General features: G+C 61.8%; 19 protein-coding genes and 1 tRNA gene. 6 read left to right on the top strand and 14 right to left on the bottom strand.

Annotated features, from left to right (window positions below; genetic code table 11):
* Window positions 1-124 precede the first annotated feature (124 nt).
* Window positions 125-622: a pantetheine-phosphate adenylyltransferase gene (gene coaD / locus J1C49_RS12160; RefSeq protein ID WP_227446093.1), complete on the top strand. Its 498-nt coding sequence runs from the start codon at window positions 125-127 to the stop codon at window positions 620-622.
* Window positions 623-713: 91 nt separating this feature from the next.
* On the opposite strand, the gene J1C49_RS12155 is transcribed toward coaD, so the two are convergent.
* Both J1C49_RS12155 and J1C49_RS12150 read right to left on the bottom strand, forming a co-directional pair.
* Complete coding sequence (locus J1C49_RS12155) at window positions 714-866, bottom strand: glyceraldehyde-3-phosphate dehydrogenase (protein WP_227446092.1); 153 nt, start codon at window positions 864-866, stop codon at window positions 714-716.
* 54 nt (window positions 867-920) lie between these two features.
* Window positions 921-1,085: a hypothetical protein gene (locus J1C49_RS12150; RefSeq protein WP_227446091.1), complete on the bottom strand. Its 165-nt coding sequence runs from the start codon at window positions 1,083-1,085 to the stop codon at window positions 921-923.
* Between the two features lie 302 nt (window positions 1,086-1,387).
* Between J1C49_RS12150 and J1C49_RS12145 the strand changes: the two genes are divergently transcribed.
* Window positions 1,388-1,774: a hypothetical protein gene (locus J1C49_RS12145; protein WP_227446090.1), complete on the top strand. Its 387-nt coding sequence runs from the start codon at window positions 1,388-1,390 to the stop codon at window positions 1,772-1,774.
* Window positions 1,775-1,883: 109 nt separating this feature from the next.
* Here J1C49_RS12145 and gap read toward each other — a convergent pair whose 3' ends face one another.
* The 4 genes from gap to rocF all read right to left on the bottom strand — a co-directional run bounded on the left by gap (window position 1,884) and on the right by rocF (window position 5,375).
* On the bottom strand, window positions 1,884-2,888 hold the full coding sequence (gene gap, locus J1C49_RS12140) for a type I glyceraldehyde-3-phosphate dehydrogenase (RefSeq protein WP_227446089.1): 1,005 nt from the start codon (window positions 2,886-2,888) through the stop codon (window positions 1,884-1,886).
* A 201-nt stretch (window positions 2,889-3,089) separates the two neighbouring features.
* Entirely contained in the window at window positions 3,090-3,233 is a 144-nt protein-coding gene (locus J1C49_RS12135) for a hypothetical protein (RefSeq protein ID WP_227446088.1), read from the bottom strand.
* A gap of 138 nt (window positions 3,234-3,371) precedes the next feature.
* Window positions 3,372-4,427, bottom strand: coding sequence for an ornithine cyclodeaminase (locus tag J1C49_RS12130; protein ID WP_227446087.1), 1,056 nt, complete (start codon window positions 4,425-4,427; stop codon window positions 3,372-3,374).
* Between the two features lie 27 nt (window positions 4,428-4,454).
* The gene (gene rocF / locus J1C49_RS12125; RefSeq protein WP_227446086.1) at window positions 4,455-5,375 is read right to left on the bottom strand and encodes an arginase; all 921 of its coding nucleotides are present in this window, start codon (window positions 5,373-5,375) and stop codon (window positions 4,455-4,457) included.
* A 123-nt stretch (window positions 5,376-5,498) separates the two neighbouring features.
* Between rocF and J1C49_RS12120 the strand changes: the two genes are divergently transcribed.
* Window positions 5,499-5,927 (top strand): Lrp/AsnC family transcriptional regulator, encoded by a 429-nt coding sequence (locus J1C49_RS12120; protein WP_227446121.1) that lies wholly within the window; start codon window positions 5,499-5,501, stop codon window positions 5,925-5,927.
* 46 nt (window positions 5,928-5,973) lie between these two features.
* On the opposite strand, the gene J1C49_RS12115 is transcribed toward J1C49_RS12120, so the two are convergent.
* Window positions 5,974-6,432: a disulfide bond formation protein B gene (locus tag J1C49_RS12115; protein ID WP_227446085.1), complete on the bottom strand. Its 459-nt coding sequence runs from the start codon at window positions 6,430-6,432 to the stop codon at window positions 5,974-5,976.
* Window positions 6,429-7,007, bottom strand: coding sequence for a YqaA family protein (locus J1C49_RS12110; RefSeq protein ID WP_227446084.1), 579 nt, complete (start codon window positions 7,005-7,007; stop codon window positions 6,429-6,431). Before J1C49_RS12110 ends, J1C49_RS12115 begins: the two co-directional genes overlap by 4 nt.
* Window positions 7,008-7,311: 304 nt before the next feature.
* Here J1C49_RS12110 and J1C49_RS12105 point away from each other — a divergent pair.
* Window positions 7,312-7,397: transfer RNA gene (locus tag J1C49_RS12105), tRNA-Leu, on the top strand.
* Between the two features lie 292 nt (window positions 7,398-7,689).
* Here J1C49_RS12105 and J1C49_RS12100 read toward each other — a convergent pair.
* The 6 genes from J1C49_RS12100 to J1C49_RS12075 all read right to left on the bottom strand — a co-directional run bounded on the left by J1C49_RS12100 (window position 7,690) and on the right by J1C49_RS12075 (window position 15,088).
* Window positions 7,690-9,891, bottom strand: coding sequence for a VWD domain-containing protein (locus J1C49_RS12100; RefSeq protein WP_227446083.1), 2,202 nt, complete (start codon window positions 9,889-9,891; stop codon window positions 7,690-7,692).
* A gap of 407 nt (window positions 9,892-10,298) precedes the next feature.
* Window positions 10,299-11,267, bottom strand: a complete 969-nt coding sequence (locus tag J1C49_RS12095; protein WP_227446082.1) for an NAD(P)-dependent oxidoreductase — start codon at window positions 11,265-11,267, stop codon at window positions 10,299-10,301.
* Between the two features lie 191 nt (window positions 11,268-11,458).
* Window positions 11,459-12,061, bottom strand: coding sequence for an NTP transferase domain-containing protein (locus J1C49_RS12090; protein ID WP_227446081.1), 603 nt, complete (start codon window positions 12,059-12,061; stop codon window positions 11,459-11,461).
* A gap of 138 nt (window positions 12,062-12,199) precedes the next feature.
* On the bottom strand, window positions 12,200-13,480 hold the full coding sequence (locus J1C49_RS12085; protein WP_227446080.1) for an OmpP1/FadL family transporter: 1,281 nt from the start codon (window positions 13,478-13,480) through the stop codon (window positions 12,200-12,202).
* Between the two features lie 153 nt (window positions 13,481-13,633).
* Window positions 13,634-14,503 carry a DMT family transporter gene (locus J1C49_RS12080; protein ID WP_227446079.1) on the bottom strand — a complete coding sequence of 290 codons (870 nt, stop codon included), beginning with the start codon at window positions 14,501-14,503 and terminating at the stop codon, window positions 13,634-13,636.
* A gap of 270 nt (window positions 14,504-14,773) precedes the next feature.
* Window positions 14,774-15,088 carry a DUF1476 domain-containing protein gene (locus tag J1C49_RS12075; protein ID WP_227446078.1) on the bottom strand — a complete coding sequence of 105 codons (315 nt, stop codon included), beginning with the start codon at window positions 15,086-15,088 and terminating at the stop codon, window positions 14,774-14,776.
* Window positions 15,089-15,325: 237 nt separating this feature from the next.
* Between J1C49_RS12075 and purC the strand changes: the two genes are divergently transcribed.
* Complete coding sequence (gene purC / locus J1C49_RS12070; RefSeq protein ID WP_227446077.1) at window positions 15,326-16,087, top strand: phosphoribosylaminoimidazolesuccinocarboxamide synthase; 762 nt, start codon at window positions 15,326-15,328, stop codon at window positions 16,085-16,087.
* Between the two features lie 257 nt (window positions 16,088-16,344).
* A complete protein-coding gene (locus tag J1C49_RS12065; protein WP_227446076.1) occupies window positions 16,345-18,624 on the top strand; it encodes a right-handed parallel beta-helix repeat-containing protein in 2,280 nt (759 codons plus the stop codon).
* Window positions 18,625-18,714 lie beyond the last annotated feature (90 nt).

Here is an 18,714-nt window from a genome sequence, read left to right as displayed (position 1 = left end):
TGATGTATAAAGGCGCCGCAACAGAGGAAAAGCGGTTGCAATCCTGCACGCAATATCGTTGCGTGCGCGCGCCGTGCGGATGCTGCGTACGGACGAAAGCATAGACACGAGACGGATGAACCTCATGCGCGTTGGCCTTTATCCCGGCACTTTTGACCCGATCACACACGGCCATATCGACATCATCCGTCGTGCTGCGCTTCTCGTTGACCGCCTCGTCATCGGCGTGGCGATCAACCGGGACAAGGGGCCGTTGTTTTCGCTCGAAGAGCGTGTGGCCATGATCGAAGCCGAAGCGGTGTCCCTGTCAGAGCAGACCGGCACGGAAATCGTGGTGCAACCGTTCGAAAGACTTCTGATCGACTTCGCCAAGGAGGTCGGAGCCAGCATCATCGTGCGCGGTTTGCGCGCTGTCGCCGATTTCGAGTATGAATTTCAGATGGTCGGCATGAACCGGGCTCTCGACGATACGGTCGAGACCGTATTCCTCATGGCCGAGGCACGGCATCAGGCGATTGCGTCGAAGCTGGTCAAGGAAATCGCGCGCCTCAACGGAGATGTGTCGAAATTTGTCACGCCGCCGGTTCGCGACGCATTGATCGACCGTTTCGCAAAGCGCTAGTGCCGAGGAGGCATGTCACAGGCGCCAAACAAAGCGCCTGTGATTGGGTTTTTGATGCGGTGCATGTCACGCCGCTTGGCGCGGGGCTCGCTTAGCCGTAGACAGCGCGACGCGCCACCTGTTCTTCTCTGCCCGCGATGTCGAGGTCAATACGGGTGCTCATGGGCAGGGAACGCAGCTCTTCGAGTGTGCTGCGATATGCGGTGCGTTGGGCGAAGGTTTTGCGAATGGTTTGGAAAGACATATCGGTCTCCTTGTGCAGTCAGTCTGCGAATGGGGGAAGGAAGCGGTGTGTCGCTCAGCGACGGTAAACCGCCTGTCTGGCGATGCGTTCGGCATCGCTTGGGTCAATATCGAGATCCAGTGCGACCTCGAGCGGCATGGCGCGTAACGCGCGGACCGTCCTGTGATAATGCAGGCGCTGAGAAAGGCGCTGCTGTAGCGTCGATACGGTGTTCAACACGATAAAGCTCCTTTGATTTGAAGCCCGTCCATGGGCTTCGGGTGGCCGTGTTAGCGGAAACATATGCTTGCTGCGGTGCAGCGCAATCCCCGAAAACACAGTTCGGTCTTGCGTGGCGTGCATGGCTCCAACGGCTTGAATTTGATCAAAATTCTTCGTGTCTGCCGTTGGCTGGCTACACTTTTCGGTGATCGGACCGGGATGCAATCGGCGCTCTCGCAGCGCTGCGACGCGGCGAAAGGCTTTGGTAATCCATTAAGGTTAATGTGCTTGCCACCGTTCCAGAACAGGAGACCGAAACGATGGATATTGCAAATGGTGGGACGATCCATGGGGTGGCGCGGCACCCTTCGAGGGATCCCCGCGCTGGCGTAGACACCGCGCCGACACAGACCGTGCAGCGCGCTGGTAGCGAGCCAACGCCGCAAACCTTTAGCGAGGCGCAGGCCCGCCTCTCCGCAAGTGCTGCGCAGGAAAGCGACCGCGCCGCTCTGCTCGCCGCGTTGCGCCCGGTAGAAGTGGAATCGGCGGTGCTGGCTCCGGCCATGACCGCGCTGAAGAAGGACGACGCGCCCGGCACAGGTTCGGGGAACCCGCTTGTGGTGCATGCCGAGCGCGGTTTCCGCGAGGGCCGCGCCGCAATCGATGCCAGGCGCGCGGTGCCCGTGGGCACGTCGCTGCGCCGATAGGCGCGAACTCAAGCCGAGGGGGCGGGGATGAGTCCATCGCGAGGTCCAACGCAAAACGCCCGGTCACGAGGACCGGGCGGTGCATTCTGGGCCTCGGGGGCGGTCGGGATCAGATCAGTTTACCCATCGCCACGGCGGTGTCCGACATCCGGTTGGAGAAGCCCCATTCGTTGTCATACCACGTCAGGATCCGGACCATGGTGCCATCCATGACCTTTGTCTGATCCGTCGCAAAGATCGACGAGTGCGGGTCGTGGTTGAAATCCACGCTGACCAGCTTGCGGTCGGTATATCCGAGAATGCCCTTGAGCGGGCCTTCATTGGCGGCGGCACGAATTGCATCGTTGATTTCGTCGATTGACGTGTCCCGCGCCGCTTCAAAGGTGAGGTCGACCACGGACACGTTTGGTGTCGGCACGCGGATCGCAACGCCGTCGAGCTTGCCGGCCAGTTCCGGCAGCACGAGTCCCACCGCCTTGGCGGCGCCGGTGGACGTCGGGATCATGGACATTGCGGCGGCGCGCGCGCGGTAGAGATCCTTGTGCATTGTATCGAGCGTCGGCTGATCGCCGGTATAGCTGTGCACGGTCGTCATCAGGCCGCGAGTGATCCCGATGGTGTCATTGAGCACCTTGGCCACGGGTGCAAGGCAATTGGTCGTGCAGGATGCGTTCGACACAACGAGGTCGTCACTGGTCAACGTCTTGTCGTTCACCCCGTAAACGATGGTCTTGTCGGCATCCTTGCCCGGGGCGGAGATCAAAACCCGCTTGGCGCCATTCTCGAGATGCGCCTGGCAGGCTTCCTTGGAGGTGAAGATCCCCGTACATTCGAGAACCACATCCACATCCGACCAAGGCAGGTCTGCGGGGTTGCGCTCCGCGGTGACCTGGATCGGGCCACGGCCCACGTCGATGGTGCTGTCGGTGGTTGTGACGGTCGCGGGGAAGCGGCCATGCACGCTGTCGAATTGAAGCAGATGGGCGTTTGTCTCGACCGGGCCGAGGTCATTGATTGCCACCACGTCGATGTCGGTGCGGCCTGACTCGATGATCGCGCGGAGCACATTGCGTCCGATGCGTCCAAATCCGTTGATGGCTACCTTCACGGTCATATCGTTCTCCTGCTATTGCGCACGGCCGCTCAGGACCGATGTTATCGCTAACGGGTGTGTCACGAGGCGTTGAACACGCCACGACGGCGCTGTCAAGCACCCGTTGGTGTGCCGCCGGTGGACACTGTCACCCGTCGGACCAACCAAGGAGTGCCAGAATTGTTTCGAAACTCCAGACAGACAAGGAGAAATCCCGGGTTGCTAGCGCCAGAAAGCGAGCCAATCGAGCAAGACGAAAAACTTGCGCGCGAGGAACATCGTGTTGCGCATTTCGAACAGGGCATAATCCAGCGCGAGGGCGCCGAGGATCAAAAGACCGAGGATGATCGCAAGTCGGTTCGTCATTGACGGCACTCTGGCTGTTGCCCGCCAAGGTCTGACAGGTCACGGCATGCCTGTCACGTCTGCGTGCCAGCCGACCGGTCGATTTCAGCGCAGCGCGGGTCATCCGGCAACGCCCAACGCCTCCAGAGGGGGCAGGGGTCAGCCCTGCGCCCGCATCACCATGCCAAACAGGTCACGCGGATCGTCCGGATCGGCCAGAAGGTCGAGCGGCATGTAAAGCCCGGTGCGCTTGGCGGCTTCCCGCACCCAGCGCAACGCCGAGAAATCCTCGATTGCAAAGCCCACACTGTCAAACAAGGTGATTTGCCGCGCGTCACGTCTGCCGGGCTGCGCACCGGTGATGACCTGCCAAAGCTCCGTGACCGGGTGGTCGGGCGCGAGTTGCTGGATTTCGCCTTCGATCCGGGTTTGCGGCGGGTATTCGACGAAGATCTCCGAGCGGTGCAGGATCGCCTCGGCCAGCTCCGTTTTGCCGGGGCAGTCGCCGCCGATGGCGTTGAGATGCACCCCGGCGCCGACCATGTTGTCGGTCAGAACGCGCGCGTTGCGTTTGTCGGCGGTGCAGGTGGTGATGATCTGCGCGCCTTGCACGGCGTCCTCCGGCGACGCGCATTGCGTGATGTGAAGGCCCGAGGCCGCGAGATTGGCCGCACATTTCTCGGTTGCTGCGCGATCGGTGTCATAGAGACGCACATGGGTGATCCCGAGCAGGTTCTGCATCGCAAGGCTTTGAAACTCCGCCTGTGCGCCGTTTCCGATCATGGCCATACAATGCGCCCCTTTCGGCGCAAGGTGGCGTGCAGCAACGGCGGACATGGCCGCGGTGCGCAGGGCGGTCAGGATCGTCATTTCCGACAGCAGAACCGGATAGCCGGTGTCCATGTCCGCCAGCAGGCCAAAGGCCGTGACCGTTTGCAGCCCTTCGCCAGTGTTCTTGGGGTGCCCGTTGACATATTTGAAGGCGTAATGCGTGCGGTTCGCCGTGGGCATGAGTTCGATCACGCCAACCGGTGAATGGGCTGCGACACGCGGTGTCTTGTCGAAATCCTCCCATCGGGCAAAGTCCTCCTCGATGGTGTCCGCAATGCCCTTGAGCGCGGAAGCGAGGCCGACCCTGTGGATCAGCTGCATCATCAGATCGACGGACACGAAGGGGACAAGCGCCTTGTCGGAGGGGAGAAGCGGGGTCGTCATGGAGGAAACCTCGGGGCTGAAATCGGATCAGAGAAGGCGCGGGGTGGGGCGGTCAAAGACCTTCCGGCCAAGGGCCGAAGCGCACAGGTCAACCATGGTCTGAGCGGTGCGCCCGCGTTCGTCGAGCATCGGGTTGAGTTCGACCAGATCCATGGATGTCATCACGCCGCTGTCGTGGATCATCTCCATTGCCAGATGCGCCTCGCGGATCGTGGCGCCGCCCGGCACGGTGGTGCCAACGGCCGGCGCAACAGCGGGATCGAGGAAATCCACGTCGAGCGAGACATGCAGCGCGCCGCCCACCGAAACGACGCGGTCGAGGAAAGGCGCGAGCAGCGCCTTGATGCCGTATTCGTCGATCGCCCGCATGTCGTGGTGGTGAATTGCGGACCCTTCCAGCGCGGCCCGTTCCGCGGCATCGACCGAGCGCAGGCCAATGATACAGACATTGTCCTGTGGAACCGGGTGCGGCACCGGTGGGAAGCCGTCAAACCCCTTGCGCCCCGTGACATAGGCAAGCGGGGTGCCGTGCAGGTTCCCGGAGGTGGTCGTCTCCAGCGTGTGGAAATCCGCATGCGCATCGAGCCAAAGCACGAATTGCGGCCGTCCCGTCTGTGCGGCGTGCGCGGCGACTCCATGCACCGTGCCAAGCGACAGCGCGTGATCGCCACCAAGGAACACCGGAAGACCCTCCTGCATCGCCGTTTCGGCCGCGCGGGACAGTGAAGCGGTCCAGCCGAGCGTGTCGGGCAGGGCATGAAGCCCGTCGCGGTCGATGGCCGCTGTCTGATCCGGAACCACGTTGCCACGGTCACGCACGTGATGGCCGAGGTCGCGCAACGCGCCTTCGAGGCGCGCGGAGCGATAGGCATCCGGCCCCATCAGGCAGCCGGCGCGGGCCTTTCCGCAATCCACGGGTGCGCCCACAAGGAGGATGGTCTTTGTCATGCGGAGAGTCCTTGATCTCTGTCTGGTCATGGGATGATTTCGCGCCAAAACGTGTTATACAGAACCCATCAAATTGACCGATAAGAGAAAAGACTGCGCAAATTGGATAGCTACTCTGACATTTTGGACGATACAGACCGGCGGCTGATTGCGGCGTTGCGCCATGATGCCCGGGCCTCCCACTCCGATCTTGCGCATCGGCTCGGTATTGCGCGCGCGACGGTGCGCAGCCGGATCGAGCGGCTTGTGGCGCGCGGCGAAATCGTGGGGTTCAGCGTGGTGACGCGCTCCGATGTGGCGCGGGACCCGGTGCGCGCCCTGATGATGATCGGGATCGAGGGGCGGGGAACGGATCGGATCGCGCGACAGCTCAACGGATTGAGCGAGGTGCGTGCGCTGCATTCGACGAACGGGCGTTGGGATCTGATTGCGGAACTCGGCGCGTCGTCGCTGGAGGACCTGGACTCGGTATTGTCGCGAATCCGGCGCTTTGACGGGATTGCCACATCCGAGACGTCGCTTCTTCTGTCGGTGAAGAAGGCATCCCGTTAGCGGACGGCCAGCGCCATTTGGCCTCCCCGGTCAGGCGGTCAAGCAATCAGCTGCGGGCGCGCAGCGCGAGAAGCCAGATCAGGGCGAGCCCGGCGGAGGCAATGGCGTTCCAGCTTGCCATGCTCAGTCCGGCCATGGCCCAAGGCACCTCGTCGCAGCGGACCAACGGCGCGTTCATGATCTGCTCCAGCAGTTCCGCAGCCGACAGCCCGTCGATGGATTGTGACGAACAGCTTGTCGGGCCTTCCCACCAGCCGCGCTCCACCCCCGTGTGATACCCGCCGATCACCGCCGATGACAGCGCGCCGGCAAACCCGACCAGCACGAGGCCGGTCATCGGGATCGCAACACCGATTGCCGCGGCGATGGCCACAAAATGCCCGTAGCGCTGCCAGTAGCACAGCTTGCAGGGTGGCATCTCGCCCAGATACTGGAAACCCAACGCTGCAAGGATCAGGGCGGCGGAGCCGGCAGATGCGAGAAGAATGAGTGCGCGTCGTGTCATAGATACCGAACCACCAGAAATCCTCCGATGAGGAGCACGACAAAGGCCGTGAAGACAAGCCCCAGTCGACGTTCGATGAAATCACGAATTGGTGCGCCGAAGTGGCGCAACAGGGCTGCCACGATGAAAAAGCGCAGGGCGCGCGCGATGATGGAGGTCACCACAAAGGTGGCCAGCGGCATTGCCGTCCAGCCCGACATGATGGTGATGACCTTATAGGGAAAGGGCGTGATCCCCGCGATCAGCACGGCCCAGAAGCCAACGCCGTTGAAGCGGGTGTTGAACTCGGCCATGGCGTCTTCCTTGCCGAGCGCTTCGAGGATTGGCTGGCCGACCGTATCGAAGAAGAACGCCCCGATGGCATAGCCCAGCATCCCTCCGGCCACGGAGGCCAGGGTCGCGATGAAGGCGATGAGGAATGCGCGATGCGGCGCAGCGAGGATCATGGGAATCATCAGCACATCGGGCGGAATCGGGAATACCGAGCTTTCCACGAAGGCCACGCCGGCGAGCACCCAGAGCGCATAGGGCGATTGAGCTTGGCTCATGGTCCAGTCGTAAAGGCGTCTGATCATGCGGCATCCTCGGCATTCGCTCCCGGCCGGTTCAGACCATGCTCCGCGCTGCGGCGCAATCCCTGATACCCTTCGCGGGAGCTGGGAAACCGGGTTTTTGTGCCATCGGCTTGCGCGGTGATGCATCTGGGCGCTGATCGAGACCGGTCACCAAGCGGGCTTGCGGTTTCGGTGAGAAGGGGGCGTGAGAAACCGGCGCATCGGCCCTTGCAATGCCCGTCTGGCTTGCCTAACAACAGACCCAGCGCGGCGCGCTTCGCCCGATCGGTCGGAGCCTCGCAAGGCCGCGCTGGCCTCTTCGGCGGCCCAAGTGGCGGAATGGTAGACGCAGGGGATTCAAAATCCCCCGCCTTTGCGGGCGTGCCGGTTCGAGTCCGGCCTTGGGTACCAAGAGGAACGCGTGGTGCGCGCCTTCGGTGATCGTTGAATCACACAGATGGTCGACGCTCCGGATCAGGATCCTGTCCGGCTTGTGACTGCGATGATCCCTTTGAGGCTGTTCGACGCCCGACAAGGTGGCTTGGCCGCGGGGTGCAGATGTGCCGATTCCGCGTTTGCTGCGGGCAGTTCAAGCATGTGATCGCTTGTCTGACAAACGAGGCGCAATCGCCAGCTAAATCGGCAAAAAAGAACCCCCTCCAGCCTTGCCGGAGAGGGTTCTGGTCGTCGAATCTGCGTCGGCTCAGATGAAGGAGATGTCGTCGACAATCGCGTCGAGCGCACCGACATTGGCAAAGGTCAGCGTGTTGCCGCCCCCGAAATCAAGCACGAGCCGACCGGAACCGTCGATGCTTGCGTAGTTCTGCAAGTCGTCGGCAACAGGGGTCGCCTCTGTCAGCAGGTCAGCATCGATCTGCAGACTGTCGACGGGCGCGATTCCGATGATCAGGTCAGCGCCAGCGGTGTAGATGAAGGTATCGGCGCCAAGGCCGCCCTGCATCGTGTCATTGCCGAGACCACCATCAAGCGTGTCATTGCCGGAATTGCCTTGCAGGCTATCGTCACCCGCGCCGCCGCTGACGGAGTCGAACCCGTCGGAGCCGAGCATCGTATCGTTGCCGTCGCCACCGGTCATGGTATCGAAGCCGAAGCCGCCGGCCATGACATCATCGCCTGCGCCACCATCGAGGACGTCGCTGCCGTTGTTGCCTTCCATGGTATCGTTGCCCGCGCCGCCTTCGAGCGAATCGAACCCGTCACGCGCCTGCAGGAAGTCATCGCCATCACCGCCCATGAGCGTATCGGCTCCAAGACCGCCAAAGGCGGTATCATTGCCCGCGCCGCCATCGAGCATGTCGTTGCCGAAATCGCCCTCCAGCATGTCGTCGCCATCGCCGCCCAACAGCATGTCGAACCCGTTCGAGCCGTCGAGCGTGTCGTTGCCCGCGCCGCCATCCATGGTGTCGAAGCCAAAGCCGCCATTGATCTGGTCGTTGCCATCATTGCCGTTCAGCACGTCATTGCCACCGGCGCCGCTGATCACGTCGTCGCCACCATTGCCATCCACCGTGTCGAAGCCGCCGCGGGCATCAACAACGTCAGATCCCGCGCCACCGTCGAGATCGTCCGAGAAGATCGTGCCGCGCAGGCCAAGCGGTGTCAGCAACGCGGAGTCGATGAAGCTTGTGTCGCCTGTCAGCGCGAAGTCGAGCACAGCGCGCTCATAGGCATCGGTTCCGGGTGTCAGCCCGGCATTCTGAGCAGCGGTCTCTGCCGTGGCGCGTGCGGCCGGATCGAGGGTATCGAGCGAGACGAGCGCCGCGGGGAAGGAGGCATCATAGAACCCTTCCAGAGATTCGCCGGTGTCATAGGTGAACAGGCTCTCCGCAAGGCTGTCCACGCGCCAGTCATCGCGGTATCCGCCATACAGCTCTTCGAAGGTCAGCGGCATCGCCAGAACCGTGCCATCGGCACGTGCAATGTCGTTGGCCGGATCACCGTCCCCGTCGCCCAGCAGGCCTTCGAGCGTACCGAGCAGCGCCGCATTGAGGCGCACATCCAGGTCGACGCGGCCATTGATCGCGCGCACCAGCACCTGGCTGTCGCCATCCGAGACCATGTCATCATCGCCCGGATAGACGATTGCATAGGTGTCGCCATCGCGGAACACGGCGCCATTACCGACCGCGACGGACGCACCGTCGTCAAGTGGGGTGTTCACGCCATCGATGTAAAGCGGGTTGGCATCCGCCGCGTCGACCATGACAGCCAGCCCGTCCACATTGGTGGCGATGGCCTCGTTGGCGCTGACATTGGTGCCGGCTTCGACCATGCGGGCCTGCAGCATGAAATCGCCGTCGCCGGCCGATTGCAGCAGAACAAATTCACCGGCGGCCTGAAAGTCATACCCGACACCGTCGAGCGTTTGCAGATGTGGGTCACCCGTAACCCACCCAAAGGTGAACAGGTCGGGCAGGGCAGGGAGAAGCAATTCGATGACCGTCGGTGGCACGGTCTCTGTGTCGAAAGCCTGAGAGAGGATGGTGGTTGCCGGAACGTTTTCGAGGGCGGCGCGGATTGCATCGAAATTCAGTGTGAGGAATTGCGCATTGCCTGCCGCCAACTCGCCGATGAAACCGAGCGCCTGATCCACGATGGTGTCGATCGTGGCCCCGTCCGGGAGCGGGGCGCTTGCAAGCGCTGCGCGGATCTGGGTTTCGAGCTGTGGCAGGATGTTGGCATAGAAGCTGAAATCAGTGTTTTGCAGCGAGGTCTCCGCCAGATCGAGCAAAGCCAGATAATCAGCAACCGTGGTCACCGTCGGATCAGCTGTCAAAAAGGCGTTGAACTCTGCGTTTCCAAGGAAGGCAGACGCCGAAGATAAAAGCGATGTCCACGCGGTAAAATCGTCGAAGTTGATGGTGTCTGGAAGGTCGGGAAGCATCCTGCTCTCCTTGAAAAGCTTGGTCTGGTTGATGCCGCCCACACCGCGCGGGGGGCAGTTTGTAAATCACAGTGCGAGTAATCGAGCCGTTGAATCAAGTCATTGGATCAAGGAACTGCACGAAGAAAAGGTGATGCACCTGCACCGCCATTTCGTGTTTGCATGGCCATGCCGGGCAACGCAGCCCTAGAGGCCGCCGCCGGCGCAATGGACTCTGTTTGGGGTCGTCGGTCTCCTGTTTTTCCACGCGTCGGGGCCGAAGCGAGCCAAGCCTTCGTGTCGGGGCGCGATGCCGCTCCGGCAGCCTGATCATGCGACGCGATGGCAGCCCGCGCCAGTGGGGGAATTCCTCCATGGCGCGGTTTTTGATCGCCATGCAGGATGCGCGGTGACCTCGGCGAACGCGGTCACAGGTAACCGCGCCGGTTGTGGACCACCACTTCGGCTCCGGCTTCCTCGGGTTCGGAATCCACCAGCGTCGCCGGAAATCCCGGTGCGCGCAGGTCCGCGTCGCAGGCCTCTTCGAGCCGTCGGACGATCGAGGTCGACAAGGCGCGTGGACCGTAGCGGTCGAGCCCGTCCCGGATGATGTCCACACAGACCGGCGACAGTTCCAGAGGCACGCCGAGCGATGTGCCCAGATTGTCGAAAAGACTGAGATCCTTGTATTCAAGATCCATGGTGAACTCGACGTCGTAGCTGCCGTTCAGGATCACCTGTCCTTCGGTCTCGTGCACAAAGGAATTGCCCGAACTGACGCGGATCGCGTTATAGGCGACCGCCAGATCGATCCCGGCTTTTCTGGCAACCATGAGCGCCTCTCCGGTGGACAGAAGCTGAACGCCGGCAAGGTAATTGGTGATGACCTTGAGCACGGAGGCCGACCCGAGCGGACCGGTATGGACCACCTTGCGCCCGATCGTGGTCAACAGGGGCAGCACCGTTTCGAACGCATCGCGCGGACCGCCGGCGAATATGGCGATATTTCCGGTGGCAGCCCGGTGGCATCCGCCGGAGACGGGCGTGTCGAGCGCAATCGCCCCCTTGTCGGCAACGAGACCGGCGAGGCGCTTGAAGTCCTCTGCATCGGTCGTCGAGATCTCGAGCCAGAACTTCCCTTCCGACAGCCCCTCCAACACGCCGCCGGGACCTTCCAGAACGCGAGCGGACGCCGCGGGGGAAGGCAGGCACGTCATGATGACATCGCATGCTTCGGCCACGGCGCGCCCGCTGTCGCCCCACTGGGCGCCTGCTTCGAGCAAGGGCGTGGCAGCGGATTTGTCGAGATCGTGCACGACAACCGCGTTGCCGTTGCGCACAAGGCTCCCCGCGAGCTTGGCGCCAACATTGCCCAAGCCGATAAAGCCGATTTTCATGATTGTTGTCCTCACGTGATCAGGTTTGCTGATCAAGCTGCCTGAAACCGCGCGGGAAAAAAGTCCAAATCCTTGTCCATTTGCGACATGGCCGGAAGGCGGCCTGACGCGCACCTTGGGATTGGTTAGGCTGAATTTCGGTTTTTTACCAGTATATTACGGTATGTTTTTGAAGTTTTATGGCGGCGGCGTCACGTCAGCGCCCCTGCGCGCCAGTCTTGCCAAGCTTCCGGGGTATCCAGATCGGTCAATGCCGCGCGCCCAGGAAGAGGAACGTAAGCCAAGCGGTTGATATTGCTTTTCAAAACAGACCTGGCGCCGGTGTCTCCAATGACCCGTTCCAAGGCCGGGAAACAATCGGCGGGAAACAGAACCGGATGGCCGGGTGTCCCGTCGTCCGCACATCCCTGCACCAACATTGGGCGCGATGCGTTTCGGAAAGCGTCGAGCATGATTTGCAGTTCGGCCTGTCCCAGGTCGGGCATATCCGCGGGCAGGATCATCACCGCCCGGATGCCATCCGGAAGAAGCCGCACGCCGCGCCGCAAAGACGCCGCCATGCCTTCGTCGGCGTCGGGCACAAAGACGGGCATCACCGACAGGCCGCGCAACGCCTCCATGCGCGGATGCTCCGGGTCGGGCAGAGTGACGCTGACATGCGCACCGACTGCGAGCGCGGCCTTGGCTTGTCGGCGCAGCAAGGGCTCGCCCTCGACCGGTTCCATCAGTTTGTCGGCGCCGCGCATACGGCGGCTCGACCCGGCAGCGGGAATGAGAATCGCGATGTCTTGCATGCGGTGAGTATGCCCAACACACGTCTTCCGTGCAAAAGGCAAATGAAAACCCGAGCCATTTCGGCCCGGGTTTGCCGTGTTTTCCGGAAAACGGAATGCGGACCGGCCACATTCCCGATCAATCAAAAGTTGATCTGTTCAGAAGTTCATCGTGAAGTTGACCCCGACTCCGATGGCGGAGTTGCCTTCGAACTTCGTCCCGGTGCTGTCCTCGGCCTCACCAAGGCTCACATATTGCACACCCGCGCGCAGCTTGCTGTTGCCGTCCGTCCACTGGCCGCCAAGACCAAAGGCAAGGTTGCCATCGACCGGGTTGAGCCGGGAAGCCTCGCGCCCGTTGGGCGCTTCATAGGTGACCTGGGCAAAACCGGAGAGCTTTTCGTTGAACTGACGTCCAACACCGAGCTTCCACGTCACTACGTCATCGTCGATGCCGGTGATCCGGTTGCCGGTCACGGATTCGTAAGCCGGCGTGCGCACTTCCCATGCGGACCATTCCGTCCATTTCACGCTGCCGAACACAAGCGTGCCGGGGGCAACACCGGTCTGGAAATCAAGCGCAAGCGATTGCGGCATTTCGATCTCGAGCTCGCCCGTGTCGTTGATGCCCAGCGTGCCGAGGTTTTCGTCGGCATCGAAGTTATGGGTGATCGCGCTCTGATAGGTGAGGGCGACGCGCAGCGCGATATCGGGGATCGAGTAAGCCGCGCCGACAACGTAGCCCCAATCGCCTTGGGAGCCGCTTTCAGCGGAGAAGTTGAGCCCGGGATCACCGAAAGGATTGCTGGCGGGATTGACGGCGGCGCCAAGCCTTTGTGCCTCCGCACCGAGCGCCTGAGCGCGCGCACCCAGTTCGGCCGCGGCAGCAAGATCGCCGTTTTGTGCCGCAGCGGCGGCCTGAGCGCCAAGATCTTGCGCTTCTGCGCCGAGCCTTTGCGCATGGTTGCCCACGGAGCTACGGATCAGCAATTCGGGGATCTTGATATTCGATTCCGATTTCACGTAGCGCGCGCCACCAAAGACAGAGATCCGGTCGGTAAGGTTGTATTTCAGGATCGCGGCGATCTCGTCACTCTCCCACTGCGCTGTCAGACCGCTGTAGACGCCTCGGGTATATTCGGCGCCAGCCCCATAGGGTTGATTCAGAAAGATTCCGAAATCCAGCTTTTCGGAAAGCTGGTTTTTGTAGGTCGCCGACAGCACCGTGTAGCTGTTGGCCATGTTGCCGGTGTCGCCGCCGCCCAGTGCCGCTTCGTATTTCCCGACAACGTTGGGTCGGACAAAGGTCGCGCCGAACTCGATCTTGTCGCCGGGTTCGAACAGGAGCCCGTAATTGTTGACGCCGCGCTCGATGCCCCCAGCCATGGCCGTGGTCGCCGTCAGCGCCAGAGCGGCTGCCCCTGCAAAAGTCGCTTTCATGTGATGTCCCTCATCCCTTGGGTTTTCCGGGCGCGCATAAAACGCCCAACTCCTCGGGATCTGTTATGAACGTGCACAGAAAACGGTCAATTTTGACGGAGCGTCAGTTTGCCGTGTCGCGCCGCAACGTAACATTGCGGTAACACTCGTCCTTCAGGCCGCCCGAGTGGCGCGGGTTTCATACAGGATGTTGGCGTAGTTCGCGCCGAAAATGATCAGCGCCCCCAGCAGGACCAGCGGGTCGAGCGGTTCCGCATAGAGCAAGACGCCCACAAGCGCGATGACCGGAAGACGTGCGAAATCGATCGGCATGACGACCGGCGCCGGCGCCAGCGACAGCGCCGTGGTCAGGCAGAAATGCGCAACCAACCCCGCACAGGCGATCAGGCCAACCCAGGGCCAGGATTCTGCTGCCGGCAACGCGATATCGCCATCAAGCCCGGCGCAAATCAGCCCGAAAACGGCCTGCATGACCGTAAGCCAGAACAGGATACAGGTGATCGTTTCGGTCCGCGTGAGCTTGCGGGTAAAGACCGCAGACCCCGCAAATCCGATGGCGGCAAGCAGGGCGGTCAGCATCCCGAACTCTAGGGTAGAGGCAGTCGGCCGGGCAACGATAAGGATGCCGATAAATCCCCCAAGTGCCGCAAGCGCCCGTGTCTTTGTCAGACGTTCTCCAAGAATGAAGGGCGACATCAGCATCACCCAGAGCGGCGAGGTGAATTCCAACGCGAAAACCTGAGCCAGCGGAATCACGGTGATCGAGTAGAACCACAGGTTTTGTCCGGCAAAGTGAAAGACATTGCGGATGCCATGCACGCCCATGGAACGGGTCGTGATCTGGCTGCGCGTCTTGAACAGGCTCGATAGTGTCAGAACGATCACTACGCCGATCAGTGACCGGTATAGCATGATTTCGAATGTATCGAGATCGACGCTGACGGCGCGCCCGGCGATTGCCATCGCGGTAAAGGAAACGATGGCCCCGATCATCCAAAGGCAGGCTCTGATCGTGTCGGACATGGGGCCGGGCCCTTCCTGCGGTTGGTGACGCGTGACCCCCTCCGCGTCGCGGCGTGCGGTCGGTTTTGCCAAGACGGCGCGGCCCGACAGGGAAGACGGCGCAGGCCGCGCAGCAGGCACCGCTTGACGGGGTTTCGTGTGGCTTTTGGCTTTCCGCGCCATGGGCACTGGCCACGGCAAGGCGCAGCCGGCGCTACGTGTCGTAAAAGGACATTGGTGCAGACGGCGCGCTCAGCGCCCCCTGTTGCGGTCCGTCTGTCGCGATGAGGCTCAGGCCTCGTTCATCACCTGATGTTTGGCTTCCACAAGGAGTTCCGCCATTTTGGCGCGGATTTCATCCGGGTTCGACTGGTCTCCGAGATCGGCCGCGACCTTGCGCACGACGTCTTCATGGCCGGCTTCCTCGAAATCGGCCTTGATCACCTCACGCGCGTAGGCGTCGGCGTCATCCCCGCTCTTTCCGAGCTTTTCCGCCGCCCACAAGCCCAGAAGTTTGTTGCAGCGCGCCTGCGCCTTGAACTTCATTTCTTCATCATGGGCAAATTTGTTTTCGAAGGCGTTTTCGCGGTCGTCGAACGTGCTCATTGCGCTGTCCCCTTGGATCACTCGTGGTCTATCTTGGATATGACGCGCGCGGGCGCGCACTGCAAGGGCAGACAGCCGTTGAGGCGATTTGAAGCGACCCTTAACGTCGTGGCGCTTGCGACGGCACCCCCCTTCAAGTAAGAGGCACGCGAGAAAGGCTGCGTAGCCCGCGGCCAGTTGGCGTGTTGTGTGACCGCAAATGTGCGGGACGACCGCGCGCAAAGGAGACAACCTTACATGGCCCGTCGCAAGAAGATCTACGAAGGCAAGGCAAAGATCCTGTATGAAGGCCCCGAGCCCGGGACCCTCGTGCAGTATTTCAAGGATGACGCCACCGCCTTCAATGCGGAGAAGAGAGACGTCATTGAAGGCAAGGGCGTGCTCAACAACCGTCTGTCCGAGTATTTCATGACCGGTTTGAACACTATCGGCGTGCCGAACCACTTCATCAAGCGGCTGAACATGCGCGAGCAACTTGTGCGCGCCTGTGAAATCGTGCCGCTTGAGATCATCGTGCGCAATGTCGCGGCCGGGTCTTTGTCCAAACGCCTCGGGATCGCCGAAGGCACGGCGCTGCCGCGTCCGATCGTCGAGTATTGCCTCAAGGACGACAAGCTTGGCGACCCGCTGGTCTCGGAAGAGCATATCGCCGCCTTCGGATGGGCCAGCCAGCACGACATGGATGACATCGTGGCGCTGGCCTTGCGGGTCAATGACTACATGTCTGGCCTGATGTATGGCGTCGGCATCCGTCTGGTGGATTTCAAGATCGAGGTCGGACGCGTCTACGAGGGTGATTTTCAGCGCCTGATCGTGGCGGATGAGATCAGCCCCGACAGCTGCCGTCTGTGGGACCTCGAGAGCGGACAAAAGCTCGACAAGGACGTGTTCCGGCAAGACCTCGGATCGCTCTCCGATGCCTATACAGAGGTCGCGCGGCGGTTTGGCGTGATGCCGAAACAGGCAACGCACATGCAAAAGCCGACCCTGATCAACTGATTCTAGACCAAGAGGCTGTTTGCGATGCAATCGGCCTCGTCCCACCGGCTGCTTGTGAAATGCGCCCGTGCGCGGACGGTTTCGAGACGGGTTCTTCTGTGTAGCGCCGCCACCGGGCTGCCCGGGACCGCTGCGGGCTTTCCTCAAGCCACCTGCGGGGCGTCCCGGATCCGGCGCGGTCGGGAATCCTTTACTTGGCGGAAAGCGGCCCACGGGTCTATCCTAACCGAAAATCATTGTTTCGGGGGACAGACACCATGCGTAACATTCTGACGTCTACATGCGCGGCACTCATCGGTGCGACGCTGGCAACATCGGTCGCCGCGCAAGCCCCGGCAGAGTTCGATCCGGCGGATTTCGGCAAGATTGTCGTGCAACCGAGACAATCGACAAACGGTCTGACGTTTGAACAGGCAATCGGCGATTACCAGAACGAACCGATCGTGCAATATGGCGAGAACAGCCCTGCCGTTCGACTGGGCCGGCCCATCGGGCGGCTGGACATGCTCTTTGACAATGGCAAGACCGGGTTCTGCACCGCGTTCATCGTCGATGAGAGCCATATCATCACAAACCACCACTGCATTCCCGGCATGGATGGCGACCCGTCCGGCAAGGACAGCGGCATTCAGGCGGCGCAGTTTGTGGCCGGCTACATCAAGCCGGGTCGATCGGCCGGTGTGGACCGCTACACCATCTCGCCACAGATCGTGGAGACCAACCGCGAGCTCGATTACACCGTCTTGCGCGTTTTCGGGAATCCGTCTGGCAAATACGGCTTTCTGGAACTGGCGGCCGCCGATCCTGAGGACGCGGAGTTTCTCTGGATCATCGGTCATCCACAGGGCCAGTCGCAGCATATCAGCCGGGAAGGATGTGCCGCGGCGAGCCCGTCGATCTCCGACGAGGGCAAGCTTGTGCATACCTGCGACACGCTTGGCGGCAATTCCGGATCGCCGGTGATCCGGATTTCGGACAAACGGGTGATCGGCCTGCACCATGCCGGGGACAGCATCTCGGGGTTCAACATGGCGATCCCGATGACCCGCATTCTGGCGCAGTCCAAGGTCTTGAAGGCGGCGGCTGGCGGCGGCAACTCGTCGGTCGGGGCTCCGCGCGCGCCGCAGCAGGTTTCCGCCTGCGATGCGCTTTGGACGGAAGCCAAGGCGCTTGGTTGCGGCGGGTATGAGGCTTACGTGGCCGAATGCGGCAATCACACCTTTTCCGGTATGGCCGAGGCGCTGATCAAGCGCGAATGCACCGTGCCCGATCGCCCACCCGTAATCACCGATGCCAAGCCCGATCTGCCCGAGCATGACGGCCCGGTCTTTTCGGTGCGTACCGATGGTGGTGGGGATTACCGCTCCATCACCGATGCGGTGACACAGTCTCCGGCGGGCAGCCAGATCCGTATTTTCCCCGGCACCTACGTGGAAGGGCTCGATATTTCCAAGCCGATGGAACTGGTTGGCGTGGGCAACGCATCCGACATCGTCCTGCGCGTGGCAGAGGATCACGTGATCCACTGGACAGCCAATTCAGGGCGCATTTCGAACCTCTCCGTCGTGCAGGACGGCGGCTCCTATTTCGGGATCTTTTTTGACAGCGGCACTGCGACCATGGAGGACACGGACGTGACGTCCACGGGGCTCGCGGCGGTGGGAATCCGGCAGGACAGCAACCCGATCCTGCGGCGCAATCGGATCCACCATGCGGCACAGGGCGGTGTGTTCATCTATGACGGGGCGGACGCGCTGATCGAGAACAACGAGGTCTACGAGAACACCTTTGCCGGGATCGAGATCAAGTCCGGCTCCGACCCGGTGGTGCGCAACAACCTGATCCGCGACGGCCAGTCGAGCGGCGTCTATGTCCACACCGAGGGGCGAGGGCGGATCGAGAATAACGAGATCACCCGCAACACGCTTGCCGCGGTGGAAATCTCGGGCCGGTCGGACCCGGTCGTCATCGGCAATGACATCCATCATGGCAAAGCGTCGGGCGTCTATGTTCAGGACAACGGGCTTGGCCTTGTGGAAAACAACACTTTCAACGCCAATGCGCTTTCGGCGGTGTCGATCACAAGCGGCGGCGATCCGGTGGTGCGCAACAACACCATGCGTGCCGGCAAGGAAAGCGGCGTCTATGTGTATGACGGTGGCAAGGGAAGGATCGAGAGCAACGTGATCGAAACAAGCGGCTTTGCCGGTGTGGCGGTCAAGGGCGGGTCCAACCCGATGGTGGTCGGCAATACCATCCGAAACGGCAAGCAGTCCGGCGTCTTTATCTATGAAGGCGGGCTCGGGGTGTTCGAAGACAACGTGATCGAAGGCAACGCCTATTACGGGCTGGAAGTCAAAACCGATGGCAACCCGACGGTGCGCAACAACCGCTTCGTGAGCAATGTCTGGCATGCATTCCGCGTCTATGAGGGCGGCCGCGGAGTGTATGAAAACAACGACCTCTCGGCCAATGCTGCCGGCGATTTCGACATTGACGACGATGCCGGCGCGTTTACCCGGTCCGGCAACCGCTGAGGCGCGGGCTTGAGCATGGGATGCACGGCGGGCCTGGCCTCCTTGGCCCTGTTGCCCGCCGTCTTGTGAAGGCCGGTGCGATGGGGCAGC

This window comes from Cognatishimia sp. F0-27 (assembly GCF_020667845.1).
Taxonomy (GTDB): domain Bacteria; phylum Pseudomonadota; class Alphaproteobacteria; order Rhodobacterales; family Rhodobacteraceae; genus JAFMPQ01.
This window is presented reverse-complemented; position numbering and strand designations above follow the sequence as displayed.

Excerpts from the sequence above, each read along its gene's own strand:
- J1C49_RS12145 (WP_227446090.1), top strand. The coding sequence starts at position 1,388 with ATGGATATTGCAAATGGTGGGACGATCCATGGGGTGGCGCGGCACCCT.
- J1C49_RS12135 (WP_227446088.1), bottom strand. The coding sequence starts at position 3,233 with ATGACGAACCGACTTGCGATCATCCTCGGTCTTTTGATCCTCGGCGCC.
- J1C49_RS12130 (WP_227446087.1), bottom strand. The coding sequence starts at position 4,427 with ATGACGACCCCGCTTCTCCCCTCCGACAAGGCGCTTGTCCCCTTCGTG.
- J1C49_RS12110 (WP_227446084.1), bottom strand. The coding sequence starts at position 7,007 with ATGATCAGACGCCTTTACGACTGGACCATGAGCCAAGCTCAATCGCCC.
- purC (WP_227446077.1), top strand. The coding sequence starts at position 15,326 with ATGGCCCGTCGCAAGAAGATCTACGAAGGCAAGGCAAAGATCCTGTAT.
- rocF (WP_227446086.1), bottom strand. The coding sequence starts at position 5,375 with ATGACAAAGACCATCCTCCTTGTGGGCGCACCCGTGGATTGCGGAAAG.
- J1C49_RS12115 (WP_227446085.1), bottom strand. The coding sequence starts at position 6,432 with ATGACACGACGCGCACTCATTCTTCTCGCATCTGCCGGCTCCGCCGCC.
- J1C49_RS12155 (WP_227446092.1), bottom strand. The coding sequence starts at position 866 with ATGTCTTTCCAAACCATTCGCAAAACCTTCGCCCAACGCACCGCATAT.
- J1C49_RS12065 (WP_227446076.1), top strand. The coding sequence starts at position 16,345 with ATGCGTAACATTCTGACGTCTACATGCGCGGCACTCATCGGTGCGACG.
- J1C49_RS12085 (WP_227446080.1), bottom strand. The coding sequence starts at position 13,480 with ATGAAAGCGACTTTTGCAGGGGCAGCCGCTCTGGCGCTGACGGCGACC.
- J1C49_RS12090 (WP_227446081.1), bottom strand. The coding sequence starts at position 12,061 with ATGCAAGACATCGCGATTCTCATTCCCGCTGCCGGGTCGAGCCGCCGT.
- gap (WP_227446089.1), bottom strand. The coding sequence starts at position 2,888 with ATGACCGTGAAGGTAGCCATCAACGGATTTGGACGCATCGGACGCAAT.
- coaD (WP_227446093.1), top strand. The coding sequence starts at position 125 with ATGCGCGTTGGCCTTTATCCCGGCACTTTTGACCCGATCACACACGGC.
- J1C49_RS12080 (WP_227446079.1), bottom strand. The coding sequence starts at position 14,503 with ATGTCCGACACGATCAGAGCCTGCCTTTGGATGATCGGGGCCATCGTT.
- J1C49_RS12100 (WP_227446083.1), bottom strand. The coding sequence starts at position 9,891 with ATGCTTCCCGACCTTCCAGACACCATCAACTTCGACGATTTTACCGCG.
- J1C49_RS12075 (WP_227446078.1), bottom strand. The coding sequence starts at position 15,088 with ATGAGCACGTTCGACGACCGCGAAAACGCCTTCGAAAACAAATTTGCC.
- J1C49_RS12095 (WP_227446082.1), bottom strand. The coding sequence starts at position 11,267 with ATGAAAATCGGCTTTATCGGCTTGGGCAATGTTGGCGCCAAGCTCGCG.